At 65.0% G+C, this 17,833-nt stretch carries 17 protein-coding genes; 14 read left to right on the plus strand and 3 right to left on the minus strand.

What is annotated here, in order from left to right:
* The first annotated feature begins 7 nt into the window (after positions 1 to 7).
* The 10 genes from FJ423_RS24380 to ugpC all read left to right on the plus strand — a co-directional run bounded on the left by FJ423_RS24380 (position 8) and on the right by ugpC (position 9,679).
* Positions 8 to 454, plus strand: a complete 447-nt coding sequence (locus tag FJ423_RS24380; protein ID WP_140845586.1) for a MaoC/PaaZ C-terminal domain-containing protein — start codon at positions 8 to 10, stop codon at positions 452 to 454.
* Between the two features lie 17 nt (positions 455 to 471).
* A complete protein-coding gene (locus FJ423_RS24385) occupies positions 472 to 1,203 on the plus strand; it encodes an SDR family oxidoreductase (protein ID WP_140845587.1) in 732 nt (243 codons plus the stop codon).
* 52 nt (positions 1,204 to 1,255) lie between these two features.
* Positions 1,256 to 2,533 carry an L-fuconate dehydratase gene (locus tag FJ423_RS24390; protein WP_140845588.1) on the plus strand — a complete coding sequence of 426 codons (1,278 nt, stop codon included), beginning with the start codon at positions 1,256 to 1,258 and terminating at the stop codon, positions 2,531 to 2,533.
* A gap of 68 nt (positions 2,534 to 2,601) precedes the next feature.
* Entirely contained in the window at positions 2,602 to 3,261 is a 660-nt protein-coding gene (locus FJ423_RS24395) for a DUF2161 family putative PD-(D/E)XK-type phosphodiesterase (protein ID WP_140845589.1), read from the plus strand.
* 134 nt (positions 3,262 to 3,395) lie between these two features.
* On the plus strand, positions 3,396 to 4,127 hold the full coding sequence (locus tag FJ423_RS24400; RefSeq protein ID WP_140845590.1) for a FadR/GntR family transcriptional regulator: 732 nt from the start codon (positions 3,396 to 3,398) through the stop codon (positions 4,125 to 4,127).
* Positions 4,124 to 5,344, plus strand: a complete 1,221-nt coding sequence (locus tag FJ423_RS24405) for a PLP-dependent transferase (RefSeq protein ID WP_140845591.1) — start codon at positions 4,124 to 4,126, stop codon at positions 5,342 to 5,344. The genes FJ423_RS24400 and FJ423_RS24405 overlap by 4 nt, the downstream gene beginning before the upstream one ends.
* Positions 5,345 to 5,368: 24 nt before the next feature.
* Positions 5,369 to 6,646 carry a sugar ABC transporter substrate-binding protein gene (locus FJ423_RS24410; RefSeq protein ID WP_140845592.1) on the plus strand — a complete coding sequence of 426 codons (1,278 nt, stop codon included), beginning with the start codon at positions 5,369 to 5,371 and terminating at the stop codon, positions 6,644 to 6,646.
* A gap of 190 nt (positions 6,647 to 6,836) precedes the next feature.
* Positions 6,837 to 7,760 carry a sugar ABC transporter permease gene (locus FJ423_RS24415; RefSeq protein WP_140845593.1) on the plus strand — a complete coding sequence of 308 codons (924 nt, stop codon included), beginning with the start codon at positions 6,837 to 6,839 and terminating at the stop codon, positions 7,758 to 7,760.
* Positions 7,760 to 8,608 (plus strand): carbohydrate ABC transporter permease, encoded by an 849-nt coding sequence (locus tag FJ423_RS24420; protein WP_095769336.1) that lies wholly within the window; start codon positions 7,760 to 7,762, stop codon positions 8,606 to 8,608. The genes FJ423_RS24415 and FJ423_RS24420 overlap by 1 nt, the downstream gene beginning before the upstream one ends.
* A gap of 3 nt (positions 8,609 to 8,611) precedes the next feature.
* The gene (gene ugpC, locus FJ423_RS24425) at positions 8,612 to 9,679 is read left to right on the plus strand and encodes a sn-glycerol-3-phosphate ABC transporter ATP-binding protein UgpC (protein ID WP_140845594.1); all 1,068 of its coding nucleotides are present in this window, start codon (positions 8,612 to 8,614) and stop codon (positions 9,677 to 9,679) included.
* A 9-nt stretch (positions 9,680 to 9,688) separates the two neighbouring features.
* Here ugpC and FJ423_RS24430 read toward each other — a convergent pair whose 3' ends face one another.
* From FJ423_RS24430 to FJ423_RS24440, 3 genes are read right to left on the minus strand one after another with little or no spacing between them, the layout of a single operon-like run.
* On the minus strand, positions 9,689 to 10,540 hold the full coding sequence (locus FJ423_RS24430; RefSeq protein ID WP_140845595.1) for a TIGR01459 family HAD-type hydrolase: 852 nt from the start codon (positions 10,538 to 10,540) through the stop codon (positions 9,689 to 9,691).
* Positions 10,537 to 11,814, minus strand: a complete 1,278-nt coding sequence (locus FJ423_RS24435; protein ID WP_140845596.1) for an FGGY-family carbohydrate kinase — start codon at positions 11,812 to 11,814, stop codon at positions 10,537 to 10,539. The genes FJ423_RS24430 and FJ423_RS24435 overlap by 4 nt, the downstream gene beginning before the upstream one ends.
* A 4-nt stretch (positions 11,815 to 11,818) precedes the next feature.
* Complete coding sequence (locus FJ423_RS24440) at positions 11,819 to 12,859, minus strand: class II aldolase/adducin family protein (protein ID WP_140845597.1); 1,041 nt, start codon at positions 12,857 to 12,859, stop codon at positions 11,819 to 11,821.
* A gap of 192 nt (positions 12,860 to 13,051) precedes the next feature.
* Between FJ423_RS24440 and FJ423_RS24445 the strand changes: the two genes are divergently transcribed.
* Genes FJ423_RS24445 through FJ423_RS24460 form a run of 4 tightly spaced genes read left to right on the plus strand, consistent with a single transcriptional unit; the run spans position 13,052 to position 17,758 of the window.
* Positions 13,052 to 13,834 (plus strand): DeoR/GlpR family DNA-binding transcription regulator, encoded by a 783-nt coding sequence (locus FJ423_RS24445; protein ID WP_140845598.1) that lies wholly within the window; start codon positions 13,052 to 13,054, stop codon positions 13,832 to 13,834.
* Positions 13,831 to 15,210, plus strand: a complete 1,380-nt coding sequence (locus FJ423_RS24450; RefSeq protein WP_140845599.1) for an FGGY-family carbohydrate kinase — start codon at positions 13,831 to 13,833, stop codon at positions 15,208 to 15,210. Before FJ423_RS24445 ends, FJ423_RS24450 begins: the two co-directional genes overlap by 4 nt.
* The gene (locus FJ423_RS24455; protein ID WP_140845600.1) at positions 15,207 to 16,763 is read left to right on the plus strand and encodes a sugar ABC transporter ATP-binding protein; all 1,557 of its coding nucleotides are present in this window, start codon (positions 15,207 to 15,209) and stop codon (positions 16,761 to 16,763) included. The genes FJ423_RS24450 and FJ423_RS24455 overlap by 4 nt, the downstream gene beginning before the upstream one ends.
* Positions 16,760 to 17,758 (plus strand): ribose ABC transporter permease, encoded by a 999-nt coding sequence (locus FJ423_RS24460; protein WP_140845601.1) that lies wholly within the window; start codon positions 16,760 to 16,762, stop codon positions 17,756 to 17,758. Before FJ423_RS24455 ends, FJ423_RS24460 begins: the two co-directional genes overlap by 4 nt.
* Positions 17,759 to 17,833: the final 75 nt, after the last annotated feature.

Raw genomic sequence — 17,833 nt, forward strand, 5'->3', positions numbered from 1 at the left:
GCCGGACATGGAACAGACCACCTATTTCGAGGACTACGAGATCGGCTCGTCGCGCCTCACCAGCGGCCGCACCATCACCGAGACGGACTTCGTCGTCCATGCCGGCCACACCGGCGATTTTTTCCCGCATCACATGGATGCCGAGTTCATGAAGGCGACGCCCTTCGGCCAGCGCATCGCGCATGGCACGCTGGTCTTCTCGGTCGGCGTCGGGCTGACGGCGAGCGTCGTCAATCCCGTCGCCTTCTCCTATGGCTACGACCGCCTGCGCTTCATCAAGCCGGTCTTCATCGGCGACACGATCCGCACGCGCACAACCATCGCCGCCAAGGAAGACGACCCGAAACGGCCAAACGCGGGACGCATCATCGAACGCGTCGAGGTTTTGAACCAGCGCGACGAGGTCGTGCTGGCGGCGGATCACATCTATATCGTCGAGCGACGGCCCGGCTGAAAGACGGAGACAAGAACATGGCTGACATCACAGGCAAGGTCGTGGTCGTCACGGCGGCCGCGCAAGGCATCGGACGGGCAAGCGCGCTGGCTTTTGCCAAAGCCGGCGCCATCGTCCACGCCACCGACATCAACGAAGCGGCCCTGGCTGAACTCGGCAAAACGCCCGGTATTACGACGCGAAAACTCGATGTGCTGAGCGACGACGCGGTGAAGGCCGCTTTCGCCGAAATCGGCCAAGTCGACATGCTGTTCAACTGCGCCGGCTTCGTCCATGCCGGCTCGATCCTGGAGATGAAGGACGAGGATCTCGATTTCGCCTTCAACCTCAATGTGCGCGCCATGATCCGCACCATCCGCGCCGTGCTGCCCGGCATGTTGGAGCGCGGCGACGGTTCGATCATCAACATGGCGTCGGTGGCGGGCGCGCCGAAGGGCGTGCCGAACCGCTTTGCCTATGGCGTCACCAAGGCGGCCGTGATCGGCCTGACAAAATCGATTGCCGCCGACTACGTCGCTAGAGGAATCCGCTGCAACGCCATCTGCCCGGGCACCGTCGAGAGCCCCTCGCTTCAGGGCCGCATGCAGGCGCAGGGCGACTATGAGGCGGCCCGCGCCGCCTTCATCGCGCGTCAGCCGATGGGCAGGATCGGCACGCCGGAGGAGATCGCCGACCTTGCGGTCTATCTCGCCGGCGCCACCTATACGACCGGGCAGGCCTATAATATCGACGGCGGTTGGTCGATCTGAGGCCGTTTCGGCCGCCTGTTGAGTTACGAGGCAAGCCAGTTACGAGGCAGCAATGACCAAAATCACAGACCTCAGAACCTTCGACCTGCGCTTCCCGACATCGCAAAGTCTCGACGGCTCGGACGCGATGAATCCGGACCCGGATTACTCGGCTGCCTATGTCATTCTCGACACCGATGTTCCGTCGCTGAAAGGCCATGGCCTCACCTTCACCATCGGTCGTGGCAACGAGATCTGCTGCGCGGCGATCGAAGCGCTGCGCCACCTCGTCGTGGGGCTCGATCTCGACTGGGTGAAAGAGGATCCCGGCCGCTTCTGGCACCACGTGACCGGCGACAGCCAGCTGCGCTGGATCGGGCCGGACAAGGGCGCCATGCATCTTGCGGTTGGCGCGGTGGTCAATGCTGTCTGGGATCTCTGGGCCAAGGAAGCCGGAAAGCCGGTCTGGCGGCTGATCGCAGAGATGAGCCCGGAAGAGATCGTGCGCATCGTCGATTTCCGCTACCTCACCGACGCCATCACGCCCGCCGAGGCGCTGTCGATCCTGAAGAAGGCCGAGACGGGCAAGGCCGAGCGCATCGCCACGCTCGAGCGCGAAGGCTATGCCTGCTACACCACCTCTGCCGGCTGGCTCGGCTATCCTGACGAGAAGCTCAGGCGCCTTTGCCAGGAGGCGGTCGACGATGGCTTCAACCACATCAAACTCAAGGTCGGCCGCGACTGCGCCGACGACATCCGCCGTCTCAGGATCGCCCGCGAGGTCATCGGCCCGGACCGTTATTTGATGATCGACGCCAACCAGGTGTGGGAGGTCGACCAGGCGATCGACTGGCTCAAGGACCTCGCCTTCGCGAAACCCTTCTTCATCGAGGAGCCGACCAGCCCGGACGACATCGCCGGCCACGCCAAGATCCGCAAGGCTGTCGCGCCGATCAAGGTCGCGACCGGCGAGATGTGCCAGAACCGCATCATGTTCAAGCAGTTCATCGCCGGCGGCGCGATCGACGTCGTGCAGATCGATTCCTGCCGCATGGGCGGGCTGAACGAGGTTCTGGCGGTGCTTCTGATCGCCGCCAAATACCGCCTGCCGGTCTGGCCGCATGCCGGCGGCGTCGGTCTATGCGAATATGTCCAGCATCTGTCGATGATCGACTATATCGCGGTGTCGGGCAGCAAGGACGGACGGGTGATCGAATATGTCGATCACCTGCATGAACATTTCATCGAACCCTGCGTGATCCGCGATGCCGCCTATATGCCGCCCCGTGCGCCCGGCTTCTCGATCGAGATGAAGGCGCAGTCAATCGAGGACTACCTGCATCGGCCCTGAAAGGTGACGCTGCAAACTGTTACTACGCCCGCGCGACTGGACCGCTGCGAATCGGCTATGCCTGCCGAATGCAGGAGACTTCCCTCTACGAGCCGGTGAAGCGGTTCCTCGAGAGCCTGGATTTCGCCGTCAAGGGCGAGATCGGCGGCTGCGACGTGGTCGGCGTGCGTGCCGGCGAGCCGCCGGTTGTCGTCATCTGCGAGTTGAAGCTGCAGTTCAACCTCGAGCTCGTCCTGCAAGCCGTCGACCGCGCGGCGGCCTGCGACGAGGTGTGGCTTGCCGCCTATATGTCGGCGCGCGGCAAGGGCCGCGAGCATGACCGCCGCTTCCGCGCGCTCTGCCGCCGCCTCGGCTTCGGCCTGCTAGGCGTCGGCAAGAAGGGCGAGGTGGAGCTGCTGCTCAGTCCGGCCGCCTTGCCGCCGCGCCGGGATCCCAGGCGGCGCTCACGCCTAGTCGAGGAGCATCACCGCCGCAAGGGCGATCCGTCCATCGGCGGCAGCACGCGCAAGAAGCCGATCATGACCGCCTACCGGCAGGAAGCGCTGGCCTGCGCCGCCGCCCTGGCCGACGGTCCGAAACGGCCGCGCGATCTCAAAACCCTCTCGCCGCGCGCCGCCAGCATCCTTCTGCACAATTACTATGGCTGGTTCGCCAGGGCCGAGCGCGGTGTCTACGCGCTGACCGAAGCCGGCCTTGCGGCGATCCAACCTATGTCGGTCCCGTTGTAAGAACGATTTGCCGATTCGGCGCTACGAACCGGAAAATCCGCGCCGTTCGGCCAAGCCTCGTTTCGACTGTTGACACGTCCCGCCGCCTGTGCAGAAATTGGTTGGACCATTGAACCACTTTAGGCTCAGCCGGCGTGACCGATTTCCTGCCCCCCATCCAGACCACGGCGCGCGACGACGCGGTGCTGAAGGCCTTGGCGGGGTTCGTGCGGCAGGAGGCTCTGGGTCCCGGCGAGAAGCTGCCGACGGAGCGCATCCTGGCCGAACGCCTCAAGGTCAGCCGCAACACGGTTCGCGAGGCCCTGACCCGCTGGGAGGGTCTCGGCCTCGTCGAGCGGCGGCAGGGCTCGGGCACTTATCTCAAGGCCGCCGTCTCCCCTGATATGCTGCACATGCCGCTGACGCTGTCCGGCGGCAATGATTTTGCCGGCCTGATGCGCACGCTGGAGATCCGCCGGGCCCTTGAGGCCGAGGCGGCGGCCCTTTGCGCCATCCGCGGCGGCAAGGCCGAGATCGCCGAGATCGAGCGCAAGCTCGACATCATGGAAGATGCCTTCCGCACCCGCGCAGGCATGTCCTCGGAGGAAGACTGGGAGTTCCACCAGGCGGTCTACCGCGCCTCCGGCAATCCGCTGTTCGAGCAGATCATCAGCGCCATGCATGAGCTCTTCCACCGTTTCTGGGAGCATCCACTCGGCGTGCGTGACTTCGGCCATGCCAGCTTTCCCTACCACCGCACCATCTTCGACCGCATCGCCGCGCATGATCCGGAAGGCGCCCGCGCCGAGGCGCTGAAGCTCATCGCCACCGTTGAGGACGATCTGAAGCGCGGTGCCGCCAACCTCGAACTTTCGGACCGCAGATGAACGAGCAGCCCAACACCTTCGATCCGGCCTCCCTGGCCGGCGATTATCTCGGCGAGGCGGCGACGCTGCTGGCGCATGACGATCCGTTTCCAGGCGGCGCCGTGGTGCCGCCGATCTACCAGACCTCGCTCTTCACCTTCGCCAATTACGCCGACATGGCCGACACCTTTGCCGGCAGAAGGAAGCAGCCGATCTATTCGCGCGGCGACAACCCGACGGTGATGGAGTTCGAGGCACGCGTGGCGGCGCTCGAAGGCGCTGAGGCCGCGCGCGGTTTCTCGAGCGGCATGGCGGCGATCAGTGCCACGGTGCTCGCCTTCGTCGGCGCCGGCGAGCGCATGGTTGCCGTGCGCAACTGCTATGGCGACGCCTACCGCCTGTTCGAACGCCTGTTCCCGCGCCTTCACATCAAGGTCGATTATGTCGACGGCTCCGATCCCGACGCGGTTGCCGCGGCACTTCCCGGCGCCAAGCTGCTCTATCTCGAAAGCCCGACCTCGATGATGTTCGAGCTGCAGGATCTGGAGCATCTGACGCGGCTGGCGAAGGAGCAGGGCATCGTCACCACCATCGACAATTCCTGGGCCACCCCCGTCTTCCAGAAGCCGATTTCGCATGGAGTCGACCTGGTGCTGCATTCGGCCTCGAAATATCTGAGCGGCCACAGCGACACCGTCGCCGGCGTGGTGGCGGGCTCGGCCTCCCACATCAAGCACATCAACGAGCAGACCTATTCGCAGCTTGGCGGCAAGCTGTCGCCCTTCGAAGGCTGGCTGTTGCTGCGCGGCTTGCGCACGCTGCCACTCAGGCTGCCGCATCACATGAAGAGCGGGCTCATCATTGCCGAGCGGCTGAAGGCGCATGGCAAGGTCGAGCGGGTCAACCACCCCGCTTATTCCAACCACCCCGGCAAGAAGACTTTAGCCGGCTATGCCGGGCTGTTCTCCTTCGAGGTCACCGAGGATGTCGACATCCCGGCCTTCGTCGACGCGCTGAAATATTTCCGCATCGGCGTCAGCTGGGGCGGCCATGAAAGCCTGGTCGTGCCGGCAAAAGCCTCGCTCGAGCAGACGCCGGGCATCAATTCGATGGCGCGCTTCGGCGTCAGCCCTCGAACCATCCGCTTCAACGTCGGATTGGAAAATGTCGAGGACCTCTGGGCCGACATCGCCCAAGCCTTCGACAAAAGTAAAGCCTTCGACAAATCAAAAAAATAGTCGTCCAAAATGGGAGTCCCGAAGATGAAAAAACTGACCTTCATGTTAGCCGCCGTAGCCGGCCTGGCGATTTCCGCCAGCGGCGCGCTGGCCGATACCACCATCAAGCTGGTCGAGGTCATCACCAGCCCGCCGCGCACCGAATTCCTGAAGAAGCAGATTGCCGAATTCGAGACCGCGAACCCGGGCATCAAGGTGGAGGTGGTCTCGCTGCCCTGGGGCCAGGCCTTCGAGAAGTTTCTCACCATGGTACAGGCCGGTGACACGCCCGACGTCGTCGAGATGCCGGAACGCTGGATGGGCCTCTATGCCAACAACGGCCAGCTCGAGGATCTCGGTCCCTTCATGGCCAAATGGCCCGACGCCAAGACGCTCGGCGACCGCGCCAAGCAGTTCGGCTCGACCGTCAACAACACGCAGTTCATGATACCCTATGGCTATTATGTGAACGCGCTGTTCTGGAACAAGAAGCTGTTCAAGGAAGCCGGTCTCGACCGTCCGCCGGCAGACCTCGACGAGTTCGTCTCCTTCTCCAAGAAGATCTCCGCCATCCCCGGCAAATACGGCTACTGCCTGCGCGGCGGCCCGGGCGCTTTCAACGGCATGCACATGTTCATGAATATCGCCGACGGCAAAGGCGGCTATTTCACCGACGACGGCGTCTCGACCATCAATGACGAAGGCTCGGTCAAGGGCCTGCAGATGCTGGCAGACATGTACAAGAACGGTCTGGCGCCGAAAGATTCGGTGAGCTGGGGCTTCAACGAGACGGTGACCGGCTTCTACTCCGGCACCTGCGCCATGCTGAACCAGGATCCCGACGCGCTGCTTGGCATCGCCGACAAGATGAGCGCCGACGACTTCGCTGTGGCGCCGCTTCCCGTGGGTCCGAGCGGTAAGTCCTACCCGACGCTCGGCTATGCCGGCTGGGCGATGTTCGCCAATTCCCAGCACAAGGACGAGGCCTGGAAGCTGATGGCGACGCTGCTGTCGCCCAAGGACAATCTGGAATGGGCCAAGGAAGTGGGCGTCGTCCCGATCCACAACGGCGCCGACCAGGACGCGCATTTCAAGACCGAGCAGTTCAAGGGCTGGTTTACCGAGCTCAACGACAGCTCCAAATATGAAATGGTGACTCCGCCGACGCATCTGGAAAACCTCGGCAACTTCGTCGACCAGGTGGCGATCAAGAATTTTCAGGAAGTGCTGCTCGGCCAGAAGCCGGCCAAGGACGTGGCCGACGAATGGGCGAAGTTCCTGACCAAGGAACAGCAGGACTGGCTGGCCAAGAACAAGAAGTAAGCGCAGGCCATTTCCTTCTCCCCTTCTACGGGGAGAAGGTGGCCCGATAGGGCCGGATGAGGGGCAGCGCTGACTTCTGAAAGGCTGGCTCCGCCCCTCATCTGCCTGCCGGCATCTTCTCCCCGTTTTACGGGGAGAAGAACGCTGTTTTGCCCGCCGGCACCCACTCACCACCGTAGAGCCAAAACGCATGACCTACGCCGTCTCCGAAATCCGACCCGCCGCCCGGCCGCGAAAGCAACGGCTGAGCAAGGCCGCGATCGAGCCGTGGCTCTATCTATCGCCTGCGATCGTCCTGCTGGTCCTGGTGCTTTTGGTGCCGCTGATCATCGGCATCAGCTATTCCTTCCGCAAATTTTCGGCCTTCAAATCGCAATATGTCGGTCTCGCTCAGTATCAGGCGATGCTCTCCGACCAGGTGCTCGGCCAGGCGCTGATCAACACGTTGTGGTGGACGGTCGCCAGCCTGTTCTTTCAGTTCTTCCTTGGCCTGGGTCTCGCGCTGCTGCTCGACAAGCCTTTCTACGGCCGCAAGGTCGTCCAGGCGGTGGTGTTCCTGCCCTGGGCAGTGCCGTCCTTTCTCTCAGGCCTCACCTGGGCCTGGCTGTTCAACCCGATCATCGGACCGCTGCCGCACTGGCTGTTCGCGCTTGGCTTGAAGGCCGAGCCGACCAACGTGTTGTCCGATCCCGCCACCGCCATGTGGGGGCCAATCGTCGCCAACATCTGGTTCGGCATCCCGTTCTTCGCCATCACGCTGCTGGCGGCGCTGAAGTCGATCCCCTCCGAGTTGCATGAAGCAGCGGCCATCGACGGCGCTTCGCCCTGGCAGCGCTTCACCAAGGTGACGCTGCCCTTCCTGGCGCCGACCATCGTCATCACCGTCATGCTGCGCACCATCTGGATCGCCACCTTCGCCGATCTGATCTTCGTCATGACCGAGGGCGGGCCGGCCGGCTCGACCAGCACGGTGCCGGTCTACATCTATGTCAGCGCCTTCAAGTCGCTGGACAAAGGCTACGCCTCGGCGGTTGCGGTGCTGCTTCTGGTGCTGCTGATCGCCTACGCTATCGGCCTGATCGCCATCCGCCGCACCCTGGTGAGGCACGTCTGATGATCGCCGGCCGCTCCACCTCCTCGCGCATTTTCGGCGGCATCGGTCTCTACGGCGCTATCGCGGCCTACGTGATCTTCGCGCTGTTTCCGATCTTCTGGACGCTCAAGATCTCGGTGACGCCCGAGCGTCTGCTCTATTCGGAAGGCATCACCTTCTGGCCGTCGCAGACGACTTTTCAGAACTTCGCCACCGTGCTCGAGGCCTCCGACTTTCCGCGCTATTTCCTCAACAGCGTCATCGTCTCGGTGTCGACGGCCGCCTTTGTCACCGTCATCGCCACTCTTGCCGGCTATGCCATGTCGCGCTTCACTTTCCGCGGCAAGGCGACTTTGGCGATCCTGTTGCTGCTCACCCAGACCTTCCCGCTGGTCATGGTCATTCCGCCGATCTACCGCATCATGGGCGATCTCGGCCTGACCAACAGCCTGATCGGCCTGATCATCATCTACACCGCCTTCAACACCGCCTTCGCAACCTTCCTGATGCAATCCTTCTTTGACGGCATCCCGAAAGACCTGGAGGAAGCGGCGATGATTGACGGCTGCACCCGCGCTCAGGCGATGCGCCGGGTGATCGTGCCGCTGACCTTGCCCGGCATGGGCGCGACGCTGGGCTTCGTCTTTACCGCCGCCTGGAGCGAGTTGCTGTTCGCGCTGATGCTGATCTCCAGCGACGAGCAGAAGACCTTTGCCGTCGGCCTGCTCACCTTCATCGGCAAGTTCGCCGTCGACTGGGGGCAGATGATGGCGGCCTCCATCCTGGCGCTGATCCCGGTCTGCGTCTTCTTCGCTTTCCTGCAACGCTATCTCGTCACCGGCCTCACCGCCGGCGCGGTCAAAGGATAAAAGATGGCTTCCGTCACGCTGCAAAACGTCGAGAAGGATTACGGCGCGCTGCGCATCCTGCACGGCGTCGATCTCGAGATCGCCGATGGCGAGTTCGTCGTGCTGGTCGGCCCGTCCGGCTGCGGCAAGTCCACGCTGCTGCGCATGATCGCCGGCCTGGAGGAAGTCACCGGCGGCGAGATCCACATCGGCGAGCGGCTGGTCAACGATGTCGCGCCGAAGGACCGCGACATCGCCATGGTGTTCCAGTCCTATGCGCTCTACCCGCATATGGATGTCTCCTCCAACATGGGCTTCAGCCTGCTTTTGAAGAAGGCCGAGAAGACGATGATCGACGGCAGGGTAGGTGCTGCCGCCAGGCGGCTCGGCCTCGACGCCTATCTCGGCCGACTGCCGCGCCAGCTTTCCGGCGGTCAGCGCCAGCGCGTCGCCATGGGCCGCGCCATCGTGCGCGACCCCAAGGTGTTCCTGTTCGACGAGCCGCTCTCCAACCTCGACGCCAAATTGCGCGTCCATATGCGTGCCGAGATCAAGGCGCTGCACCAGCAGCTCAAGACCACGTCGGTCTATGTCACCCACGACCAGGTCGAGGCCATGACCATGGCCGACCGCATCGTCGTCATGCATGACGGCTATGTGCAGCAGGTCGGCCGCCCGCTGGAGCTTTACGACCGTCCGGTCAACACCTTCGTGGCCGGCTTCATCGGCTCGCCGGGTATGAACTTCCTGCCGGCTAAGGTCGCCAAGGGCGGCAAGGCGGATGCCGTGCTCGCCGATGGCCAGAAGCTGCGGCTGCCGGATGGCCTGCCGATGAGGGATGGCGACGACCTCACCATCGGACTGCGGCCGGAGCACATCAAGCTCGTGGACGACGGCGCGCTGAAGGCCGAAGTCGAGGTGGTCGAGCCGCTCGGCCTGTCGACGCAGTTCTATGTCAGGCTGGCCGACCAGCAGGTCTGCGTCTTCGTCATGGGCCGCAGCGATGTGAGGCCGGGCGACATCATCCGCCTCGGCGCCGATCCGGCTGCGCTGCATCTGTTTGATCCGAAGAGCGGAAACCGGATTGGATAGGTCCGCGGATCAGCGCCAGCGGAAAGCGCCCAGAGTGTAGTCAGGCCACGCGCCAAGGTCTGCGAACAGCCCCGTCAGGTCGCTCCTGTCGGCCAATATTCCCGTCATCACCAGCGCGGTCGACACGCCGGCCGCGTTGCCGCCGGCTATATCGTGCTCGACACTGTCACCCACACAGATCACATCGCTGAGTGCCGGATGTCCCGCAAGCGCCAGCGCAGCTTCGTAGATCGCCGGATAGGGCTTGCCGATACGGGTGACGCTGCCGCCGAGCTGTTCGTAAAGATCGGCGATCTCGCCGGCGCCGAAGCGCGGTCCGACCGCGGTCAGCATGATCCGATCGGGGTTGGTGCAGAAGCACGGCACCTTCCGCGCCGCCGCCGGGCCGAGAAGTCTTCGGTAGTGGTCGAGGTCGTAGCGGTCGCCTTCACTGGCCGCGATCAGCACCAGATCGGCGTCATCGCCGCGCTCGGTCAGAACGAGTGGCAGGCCCTCGATCGCCGAACGGTCCTCGTCGCGGCTGATCAGCAGGCATCTCGTGCCAGCCCGCAGCGCGCCCGAGTCCGCCATGTTTCGGAAGATGCGCCAAGCCACCTCGCCGGATGAGACGAAATGATCCCAGCTTCCCGCTTCAAAACCAAGCTTCAGCAGCCGCTTTTCGTTTGGCTCCGCCCGCTTGCCGGAATTCGAGATCAGCACCACGGTCTTGCCGGCGCGCTTCAGCGCCGACAGGGCTTCGACCGCGCCGGGATAAGGCTGTTGTCCGCCATGCAGCACGCCGAACTGGTCGAGCAGGAACACTTCGTAGCGTTCGGCGAGCGCTGCGATCCCGTCGAGATGCACGGCGTGCTTCGCGCTCACAGCAGCAGCCCCGCCTCCTTTGCGCCCATCAGCGCCAGCCGCGCCGTGCCAGCCGCAGCCTCATCGGAGAGCGCCGGCAGAAAATCGACACTGAGCCTGCGCCGTCGGATCGCGGTCCAGGCGGCATTGGCGGCGCCGCCGCCGACGCTTCGAACCGAGGTGAGCTTCGGCGCGCCGAGTTCGGCGAGCCTCTGGTAGCCGAGCGCCTCGATGGCCGCGATGCCTTCCAGCATCGCCTTGAGATAGTCGGCGTCCGATTCCGGTCGGGGCAGCAGGCGCGGCTGGAGCGTTGGATCGGTGACAGGAAAACGTTCGCCGGCCGAACCGAGCGGATAATAGTCGAGGCCGGTCTCCGTCGCGGGATCGATTGCGGCGCTGAGTTCGACGATGCGCGCGAGCGAAAAATGCTGGGCGAGCACCTTGCCACCGGTGTTCGACGCGCCGCCCGCGAGCCAGGCATCGCCGAGCCGGTGGCTGTATATGCCGTAGCGCGGCGCCGAGATCGGCCGGTCGGACAGGATCTTGATGGTCAGCGACGATCCGAGAGCGGTGACGCCGTCGCCCGCGGCCGCCGCGCCCGTCGCCAAGAAAGAGGCGCAGCCGTCGGTGGTGCCGGCGACCACCGCGACATCGCGCGGCAACCCGAACAGGTCGGCGGCGGCGGCCGTAAGCCTGCCGGTCACGCTACCCGGCCTGACAATGGTGGGCAGAAGCTCCACGCGCATGCCGGTCGCCGCGATCCATTCCGGCCAGCGGCGCGCCTCGGCATCGTAGCCGGTCTTCAGGCTGTTGTTCTCGTCGCTGATGTCGAAGCGGGCCGAGAATTGCGCGGCAATCCAGTCGGCCTGGTGCAGCACGGCGTGGATGCCAGGCAGGCGCTGGAACCAGAGCGCCTTGGCGAGACCGGAGGTCGCCCCATGCGCAGCACTTGCCTCCGGCGCCGTGCCGGCGATCACGGCGAGGATGGCCGCATCCGGAACCTTGTCGTTGTACATCAGCGGCTCGGCCAGCGGCCGTCCGGCGTCGTCGGTCGGCAGCACGGTTCCCGACGTACCGTCCACGGCGATCGCGCGCACAGCCATGCGATCGATGCGCGAAAAAAGCTCGTGCAGTGTCGCTTCGACGGCGGCCCACCAAACGGCCGGATCGCGGCCGTTCGCGCCGAAGCGCTCGAGCGGCACGGCGGCGCTCGCGGCGGTGGAGAAGTCCGGACGCATCGCGACGGCGCGCGCTCCGGAGGTGCCGATATCGATGCCTAATGCAAGAGGCGCCATTCGCCTAACCCGCCGCGTTGAGTCTCTGGCGATACTGCTCGGCATCCCAGTTGACCAGCTCGTCATTTTCGGCGGCGGTGAGATAATTCAATCGCGCCGTGGTGTCGATCCGCGCGGTCACGTCGGCGAGGCAGCGCTGCATAGCGTCCGCGCCGGAGCTGGCGTCGCCGCGCATCAGCACGCCGGCGCCTGGAAAGAGGACCGCGACGGGGTTCGTGCCCAGCCGCGCGACGACGTCGGCGACCTTCTCGCCAGGCCTTGCCACCACGGAGCCCCGGCCAAGGAAGATGACGTGGTCAGGGTAGAGGCTGCCGGCTTCGGCGATGCGGCGGCTGTCCGCATCGAGCGCCACCGCATGCGCCTCGATATCCGCCGGCAATCGGTAACCGCTGCCGTCGGCAAGTGCCGCCAGCGCCGCTATATCCGGGATCGGTGTCTGCCGCGCCGGGCGGGCCAAAAGCGATCTCACCCGGTGCAGCAGACGCTCCGCCTCGGCCACGGTCTCCGCTGCGACGACCAGTCCGTGATTGCCGAGGATCAGCACGTCGACCCCCTGCCCGAGACGCTCGGCAATGCCCTGGGCAAGCGGCAGGCCCGGCCGGCGATAGGGGACATAAGCCCACGCGATGCCCTGGAGGCGCCGCCCGGCCTCGATCTCGCAATCGGCCTGAACGGCGAGTGAAATTGCCTCGACGCAGTGGACATGCAGCACCACTCGCTGCGGCATCAGCGCGTGTACGATGGTCTCGATCGAAGGGCGCAAGCCGCGCGGATTGAGGGCATCGATGGCAAAGGCCTGCGGCTTGTCGGCGCTCGGATCGCGCCGTTCGAGGGCCTCGACGAGCGGACCCATCGCGACCGGTACCATGATGTCGTCGGTCAGCGCGTCCCTCAACCAGGTGCCGGAGGCCTTGATCCACAGCGTGTCCCCTGCCTTCAGCGATGTGTTGCCGCCGGCTGCCTGTGTCAGGTGCGGATCGTCGCCGATGGCTGCCGAAAGTGTCCGCAAGGCTGCCAGCTCCTGCGCATCAACTGTGGTCGCCATTGCGATCTTCCTCCAACGGCTCGTCGGTCTCGCACGATCTCCCATTACAGGAGAATGATTGGTGCTGATATCGCAGATGCGAGCGATCTACGTCAACAGTGATCTATTATCGTCAAAACGGGCTTGCAATCCGACTGATGTTGAGTAAGTTGCATCAATTGTCATGCAAAATGGCATTGTCGGGAGGAAGAGTTGAGCGACTCCGGCCGCCAGCGTCAGATCGTCGAGCTATTGCGGGACCGGCCGTTCGCTTCGGTGCGTGAACTGCAGGAGCGGCTTGGCGTGTCGGCGGCGACGGTCAGGCGCGACATCGACAAGATCGACGAGGCCGGCGAAGCCAGGAAGGTTTATGGCGGCATCTCGGCGCTCGACGGCGCCTCGCATGCCGGCATCGCCTATGCGAGGCCCTATGACGAGAACCGTGACCTGGCGGTCGATGCCAAACGGCAAATCGCCGCTGTAGCCGCCACCATGGTGCGCGACGGCGATGCGGTCATCGTCCATGGCGGCTCGACCTGCTTCCATCTCGGCGTCAAGCTTGCCGAACGCAACATTCGCCTCTTCACCAATTCCATGCCGCTCGCCGCCTATCTCAGCGACCATGGCCATTGCAGCCTGACCATCGCCGGCGGCGATCTGCACCGCGAGCCCGGCATCATCCATTCGCTCACCCAGGCCGTGCCGTTTTATGCCTCGAAGTTCTTTCTCGGCGCGCAGGGCCTCGGCCATGAGGGCGTGCTGGAATCGCATCCGCTGCTGGTGCGCTCGATCATCGATCTCAGCCTTTGCGCCGACCAGATCGTCGTGCTGGCGGACAGCCGGAAGCTGTCGATCCACGCCCGCAATGTCGCGCTGCCGCTGTCGCGCATCGGCACGCTGGTGACCGATGACGGCCTGTCCGACGCCGATGCGCGCATGCTGGAAGATGCCGGTGTCGCCGTGCGTATCGCCTCGCCTTCGGGAGCCGTCCAGTGAAGGTGGCGGTGCTCGATTTCGGCAAGACCAATTCGAAGCTGTTCGTCTTCGACCAGGACGGGCGCATCCTCGACGAACGGCGCACGAAACCCGACTGGATACGCAAAAGCGGGCTCAGCGTGCTTGACGAAACGGCGCTGCATGACTGGGCGCTGGACGCCGTCAACGAGGCCGCGGATGCCCACGGCATCGAAAGTCTGATGGTGTCGGGCCACGGCTGCACCTTCGCGCTGGTCGACGATACGGCGCTGACGCATCCGATCCTCGACTATGAGCAGGAGCCGCCCGCCGAGATCGCCGCGCGGATCGATCGGCGCATTCCCGATTTCGCCGAGACCTTCTCGCCGCGCCTGCCGCTCGGCTTCAACTATGGCCGCCACATGCTGTGGCTGAAGGAAGTGGAGCCCGGCGCGTTCTCGGCGGCGAAGGCGATTCTCGGCTATCCGCAATATTGGAGCTGGCGCTTCGGCGGCCACGCCGTTTCGGAAGTCTCCTATCTCGGCTGCCACTCGCATCTGTGGGCACCGAGCAAGCGTGACTTCTCCTCGCTGGTCGATGCCGAGGGCTGGCGCGGCCGCATGCCCGCCTTCGCGCACGCCGGCGCCGTGACCGGCGAGCGGCGCTTTGGCCGGGCGGGCAGACCGGTCGCCATTCACAACGGCGTCCATGACAGCAATGCCGCGCTCCATGCGTATCGCCGGCAGGACCTCGGGCCGCTCACTGTGGTGTCGACGGGCACCTGGGTGATCGTTCTCAACCCTGACTGTCCGTTCGAGGCGCTCGACCGCGAGCGCGACATGCTGGCCAATGTCGATGTCGATGGCGGCCCGGTGCCTACGATCCGCTTCATGGGCGGGCGCGAATTCGCCGCGATCAGCGGCAACTGGCAAGGCGCGATCGCCCCGGCCGGCATACAGCGGGCGATCGACGCCGGCACGATGGCCGTGCCGAGCTTTGCCCCGGGCGGACCGCTGCCGGGCCGGACGGGCGAGATCCTCGGGCCCGTTTCCGGTGCGGGGGAGCGCGCCGCCGTGGCGCTGCTTTATGTGGCTCTGATGATCGATCTCTCGCTCGACCTGATCCGTTCGGCAGGCACCGTCATCGTCGATGGCGGACTGAATGCGGATGGGATGCTTGCCGGCCTCCTGGCGGCGCTGCGGCCCGGCCAATCCTTCCTGCAGGGGGCCACGCTGGAAGGCAGCGCCACGGGCGCCGCGGCTCTCGCCTTCGAGAGCATCGGCCGCGAATTCGCCGCCAATAGGCCGGAGCCGGTACGCGCCGCGGACTTCAAAGGCCTGGATCGCTACCGCGACGACTGGCGCGGCCTTATTGCCGGACGCCACATCGCCGGCGCGGCGGCAGGAGGTGCGCAATGAGCGCCGCCGCTCACGTCGAGGCGTCGCAAAGGCCGGTGCTGGAGATGCGCCACATCTCCAAGACCTTCGGTCCCGTCCTGGCCCTGCACGACGTATCGCTCACCGTCAATGCCGGCGAACTGCATGCGCTGATGGGCGAGAACGGCGCCGGCAAGTCGACACTGATGAAGGTGCTGTCCGGCGCCTATCGGCCGGATGCCGGCGGCGAGATCCTGATCGACGGTGCGCCGGTCGCCAGCGGCGATCCGATCAAGGCTCGCGCCCAGGGCATCGCGGTCATCTACCAGGAGCTGTCGCTGGCGCCGAACCTGACTGTGGCGCAGAACATCTTCCTCGGCAACGAGCCGCGTAGGTTCGGCATCGTCGACCGGGACCAGTGCAACCGTCGCGCCAAGGAAATCATCGAGCGGCTCGGCGTCTCCTTTTCGGCGCGCGCCTTGGTCTCCAGCCTGTCGCTGGGCGAGCGCCAGCTGGTCGAGATCGCCCGCGCGCTGTCGACCAGCGCCCGCATCATCGTCATGGACGAGCCGACCACCTCGCTGACCTCGCGCGAGACCGACCGGCTGTTCGAGGTGATCGGGGCGCTGAAGGCGCAAGGCATTGCCATCATCTACATCAGCCACCGCATGGAGGAGGTCTACCAGCTCGCCGACCGCGTCAGCGTGCTGCGCGACAGCGGCTATGTCGGCACGCTGGAACGCGCCGATCTCAATGCATCGCGCCTGGTCTCGATGATGGTCGGCCGCGATCTCTCGGCCTTCTACAAGAAGGATCACCGGCCGCCGGACAGCCAGCGCCCGGTTGCGCTGTCGGTGCGCGGCATGTCGGATGGCGGATTGCTGAAGGACTGCTCGTTCGATCTTTACCACGGGGAGGTGCTGGCGTTGGCGGGGCTGGTTGGTTCCGGCCGCACCGAACTCGCGAGGCTGATCTTCGGGGCCGACCGCCGCAGCGCGGGCGAGCTGGAGCTCGACGGCAAGCCGATTGCCATCGCTTCGCCACGCGAGGCGCTGGAGGCCGGCATTGCTTACCTCACCGAGGACCGCAAGGAGCTCGGGCTGTTTCTCGACATGTCGATCGCCGACAACATCAATATGGGCGTGCTTGCGAAAGACGCGCGCGCCGGCGGTTTTCGTGATTTCACCGCCGCCGAGCGGCGTGCCGCCAAGGCCATCGCCGATCTCTCGATCCGCACGCGCTCGGCGCAGGCCAATGCCGGCTCACTGTCGGGCGGCAACCAGCAGAAGGTGCTGCTTGCCCGCCTGCTCGAGACCGAGCCCAGGGTCGTCATCCTCGACGAGCCGACGCGCGGCGTCGACGTCGGCGCCAAGTCGGAGATCTATCGGTTGATTGACAGTCTTGCCGGCCGGGGCATCGCCATTCTCATGATCTCCAGCGAACTGCCCGAAGTAATCGGGGTGGCCGACCGCGTGCTCGTGATGCGCGACGGCGCCATCGCCGGCGAGGTGACGGCGTCGGAGGGCAGGCCGCTGCGTCAGGAAGAAATCATGGAACTTGCGACGGGGGCGGCCAAGGAAGGACCGACAAGATGACCGACAGCTCAACAGTGGCGAAAGCGGCGGATCAGGCAGCGGTCAGGAGCCGACGGCTGCGCACGGCCTTCGCCGCGCTCGGCATGCTGCCGGTTCTGGTGCTGCTTGCTGTCGGCTTCCAGTTCATCAACCCGCGCTTCCTTACCGGCACCAACCTGCTCATCGTCAGCCAGCAGTCGTCGATCAATATCGTGCTGGCCGCGGGCATGACCTTCGTCATCCTCACCGGCGGCATCGACCTATCCGTCGGCTCGATCCTCGCGGCCTCGGCGATGGTCGCTGTGCTGGTGTCGCTGGTGCCGGACTGGGGCATGCTCGGCATTCCGGCCGCCATTTTGCTCGGCCTCGGCTTCGGCGTCATCAACGGGCTGCTTGTCGCCTACATCAAGCTGCCGCCCTTCATTGTCACGCTGGGCTCGCTGACCGCCGTGCGCGGCGTCGCCCGCCTGCTCGGCGAGGATACGACAGTCTTCAATTCCGACCTGCCTTTCGACTTCATCGGCAATGGCTCACTGTTCGGCATTCCCTGGCTTGTCATCATCGCGCTGACCGTGGTGGTGCTGTCCTGGCTGGTGCTCAAGCGCACCGTGCTCGGCACCTGGATCTATGCCGTGGGCGGCAATGCCGAGGCGGCGCGCCTCACCGGCATCAAGGTGCCGCTGGTGCTGCTCTTCGTCTATGGCGTGTCGGGCCTGCTCGCGGGCCTCGGCGGCGTCATGTCGGCGGCGAGACTCTACGCCGCCAATGGCCTGCAGCTAGGCCAGTCCTACGAGCTCGATGCCATCGCCGCCGTCATTCTCGGCGGCACCAGCTTCGTCGGCGGCGTCGGCTCGATTTGGGGCACGCTGATCGGCGGGCTGATCATCGCCGTGCTCTCCAACGGGCTCATTTTGGCCGGTGTCTCGGACATCTGGCAGTACATCATCAAGGGATTGGTCATCATCGTGGCGGTCGCCCTCGACCGTTACCGGTTGCAGGCCGGAGCAAGAACGTGATTGACCTCGGTCGCCGGCCTAGACGGGCCGGATTGTGTGTAACGCACCGTGAGAGGCGCGGGGCAATCGGAGGAA

The sequence above is a fragment of the Mesorhizobium sp. B2-8-9 genome, from assembly GCF_006439475.1.
In the GTDB taxonomy this organism is placed as follows: domain Bacteria; phylum Pseudomonadota; class Alphaproteobacteria; order Rhizobiales; family Rhizobiaceae; genus Mesorhizobium.

Excerpts from the sequence above, each read along its gene's own strand:
- FJ423_RS24405 (WP_140845591.1), top strand. The coding sequence starts at position 4,124 with ATGAACGAGCAGCCCAACACCTTCGATCCGGCCTCCCTGGCCGGCGAT.
- FJ423_RS24390 (WP_140845588.1), top strand. The coding sequence starts at position 1,256 with ATGACCAAAATCACAGACCTCAGAACCTTCGACCTGCGCTTCCCGACA.
- FJ423_RS24385 (WP_140845587.1), top strand. The coding sequence starts at position 472 with ATGGCTGACATCACAGGCAAGGTCGTGGTCGTCACGGCGGCCGCGCAA.
- FJ423_RS24455 (WP_140845600.1), top strand. The coding sequence starts at position 15,207 with ATGAGCGCCGCCGCTCACGTCGAGGCGTCGCAAAGGCCGGTGCTGGAG.
- FJ423_RS24395 (WP_140845589.1), top strand. The coding sequence starts at position 2,602 with ATGCAGGAGACTTCCCTCTACGAGCCGGTGAAGCGGTTCCTCGAGAGC.
- FJ423_RS24440 (WP_140845597.1), bottom strand. The coding sequence starts at position 12,859 with ATGGCGACCACAGTTGATGCGCAGGAGCTGGCAGCCTTGCGGACACTT.
- FJ423_RS24460 (WP_140845601.1), top strand. The coding sequence starts at position 16,760 with ATGACCGACAGCTCAACAGTGGCGAAAGCGGCGGATCAGGCAGCGGTC.
- FJ423_RS24380 (WP_140845586.1), top strand. The coding sequence starts at position 8 with ATGGAACAGACCACCTATTTCGAGGACTACGAGATCGGCTCGTCGCGC.
- FJ423_RS24420 (WP_095769336.1), top strand. The coding sequence starts at position 7,760 with ATGATCGCCGGCCGCTCCACCTCCTCGCGCATTTTCGGCGGCATCGGT.
- FJ423_RS24415 (WP_140845593.1), top strand. The coding sequence starts at position 6,837 with ATGACCTACGCCGTCTCCGAAATCCGACCCGCCGCCCGGCCGCGAAAG.
- ugpC (WP_140845594.1), top strand. The coding sequence starts at position 8,612 with ATGGCTTCCGTCACGCTGCAAAACGTCGAGAAGGATTACGGCGCGCTG.
- FJ423_RS24435 (WP_140845596.1), bottom strand. The coding sequence starts at position 11,814 with ATGGCGCCTCTTGCATTAGGCATCGATATCGGCACCTCCGGAGCGCGC.
- FJ423_RS24410 (WP_140845592.1), top strand. The coding sequence starts at position 5,369 with ATGAAAAAACTGACCTTCATGTTAGCCGCCGTAGCCGGCCTGGCGATT.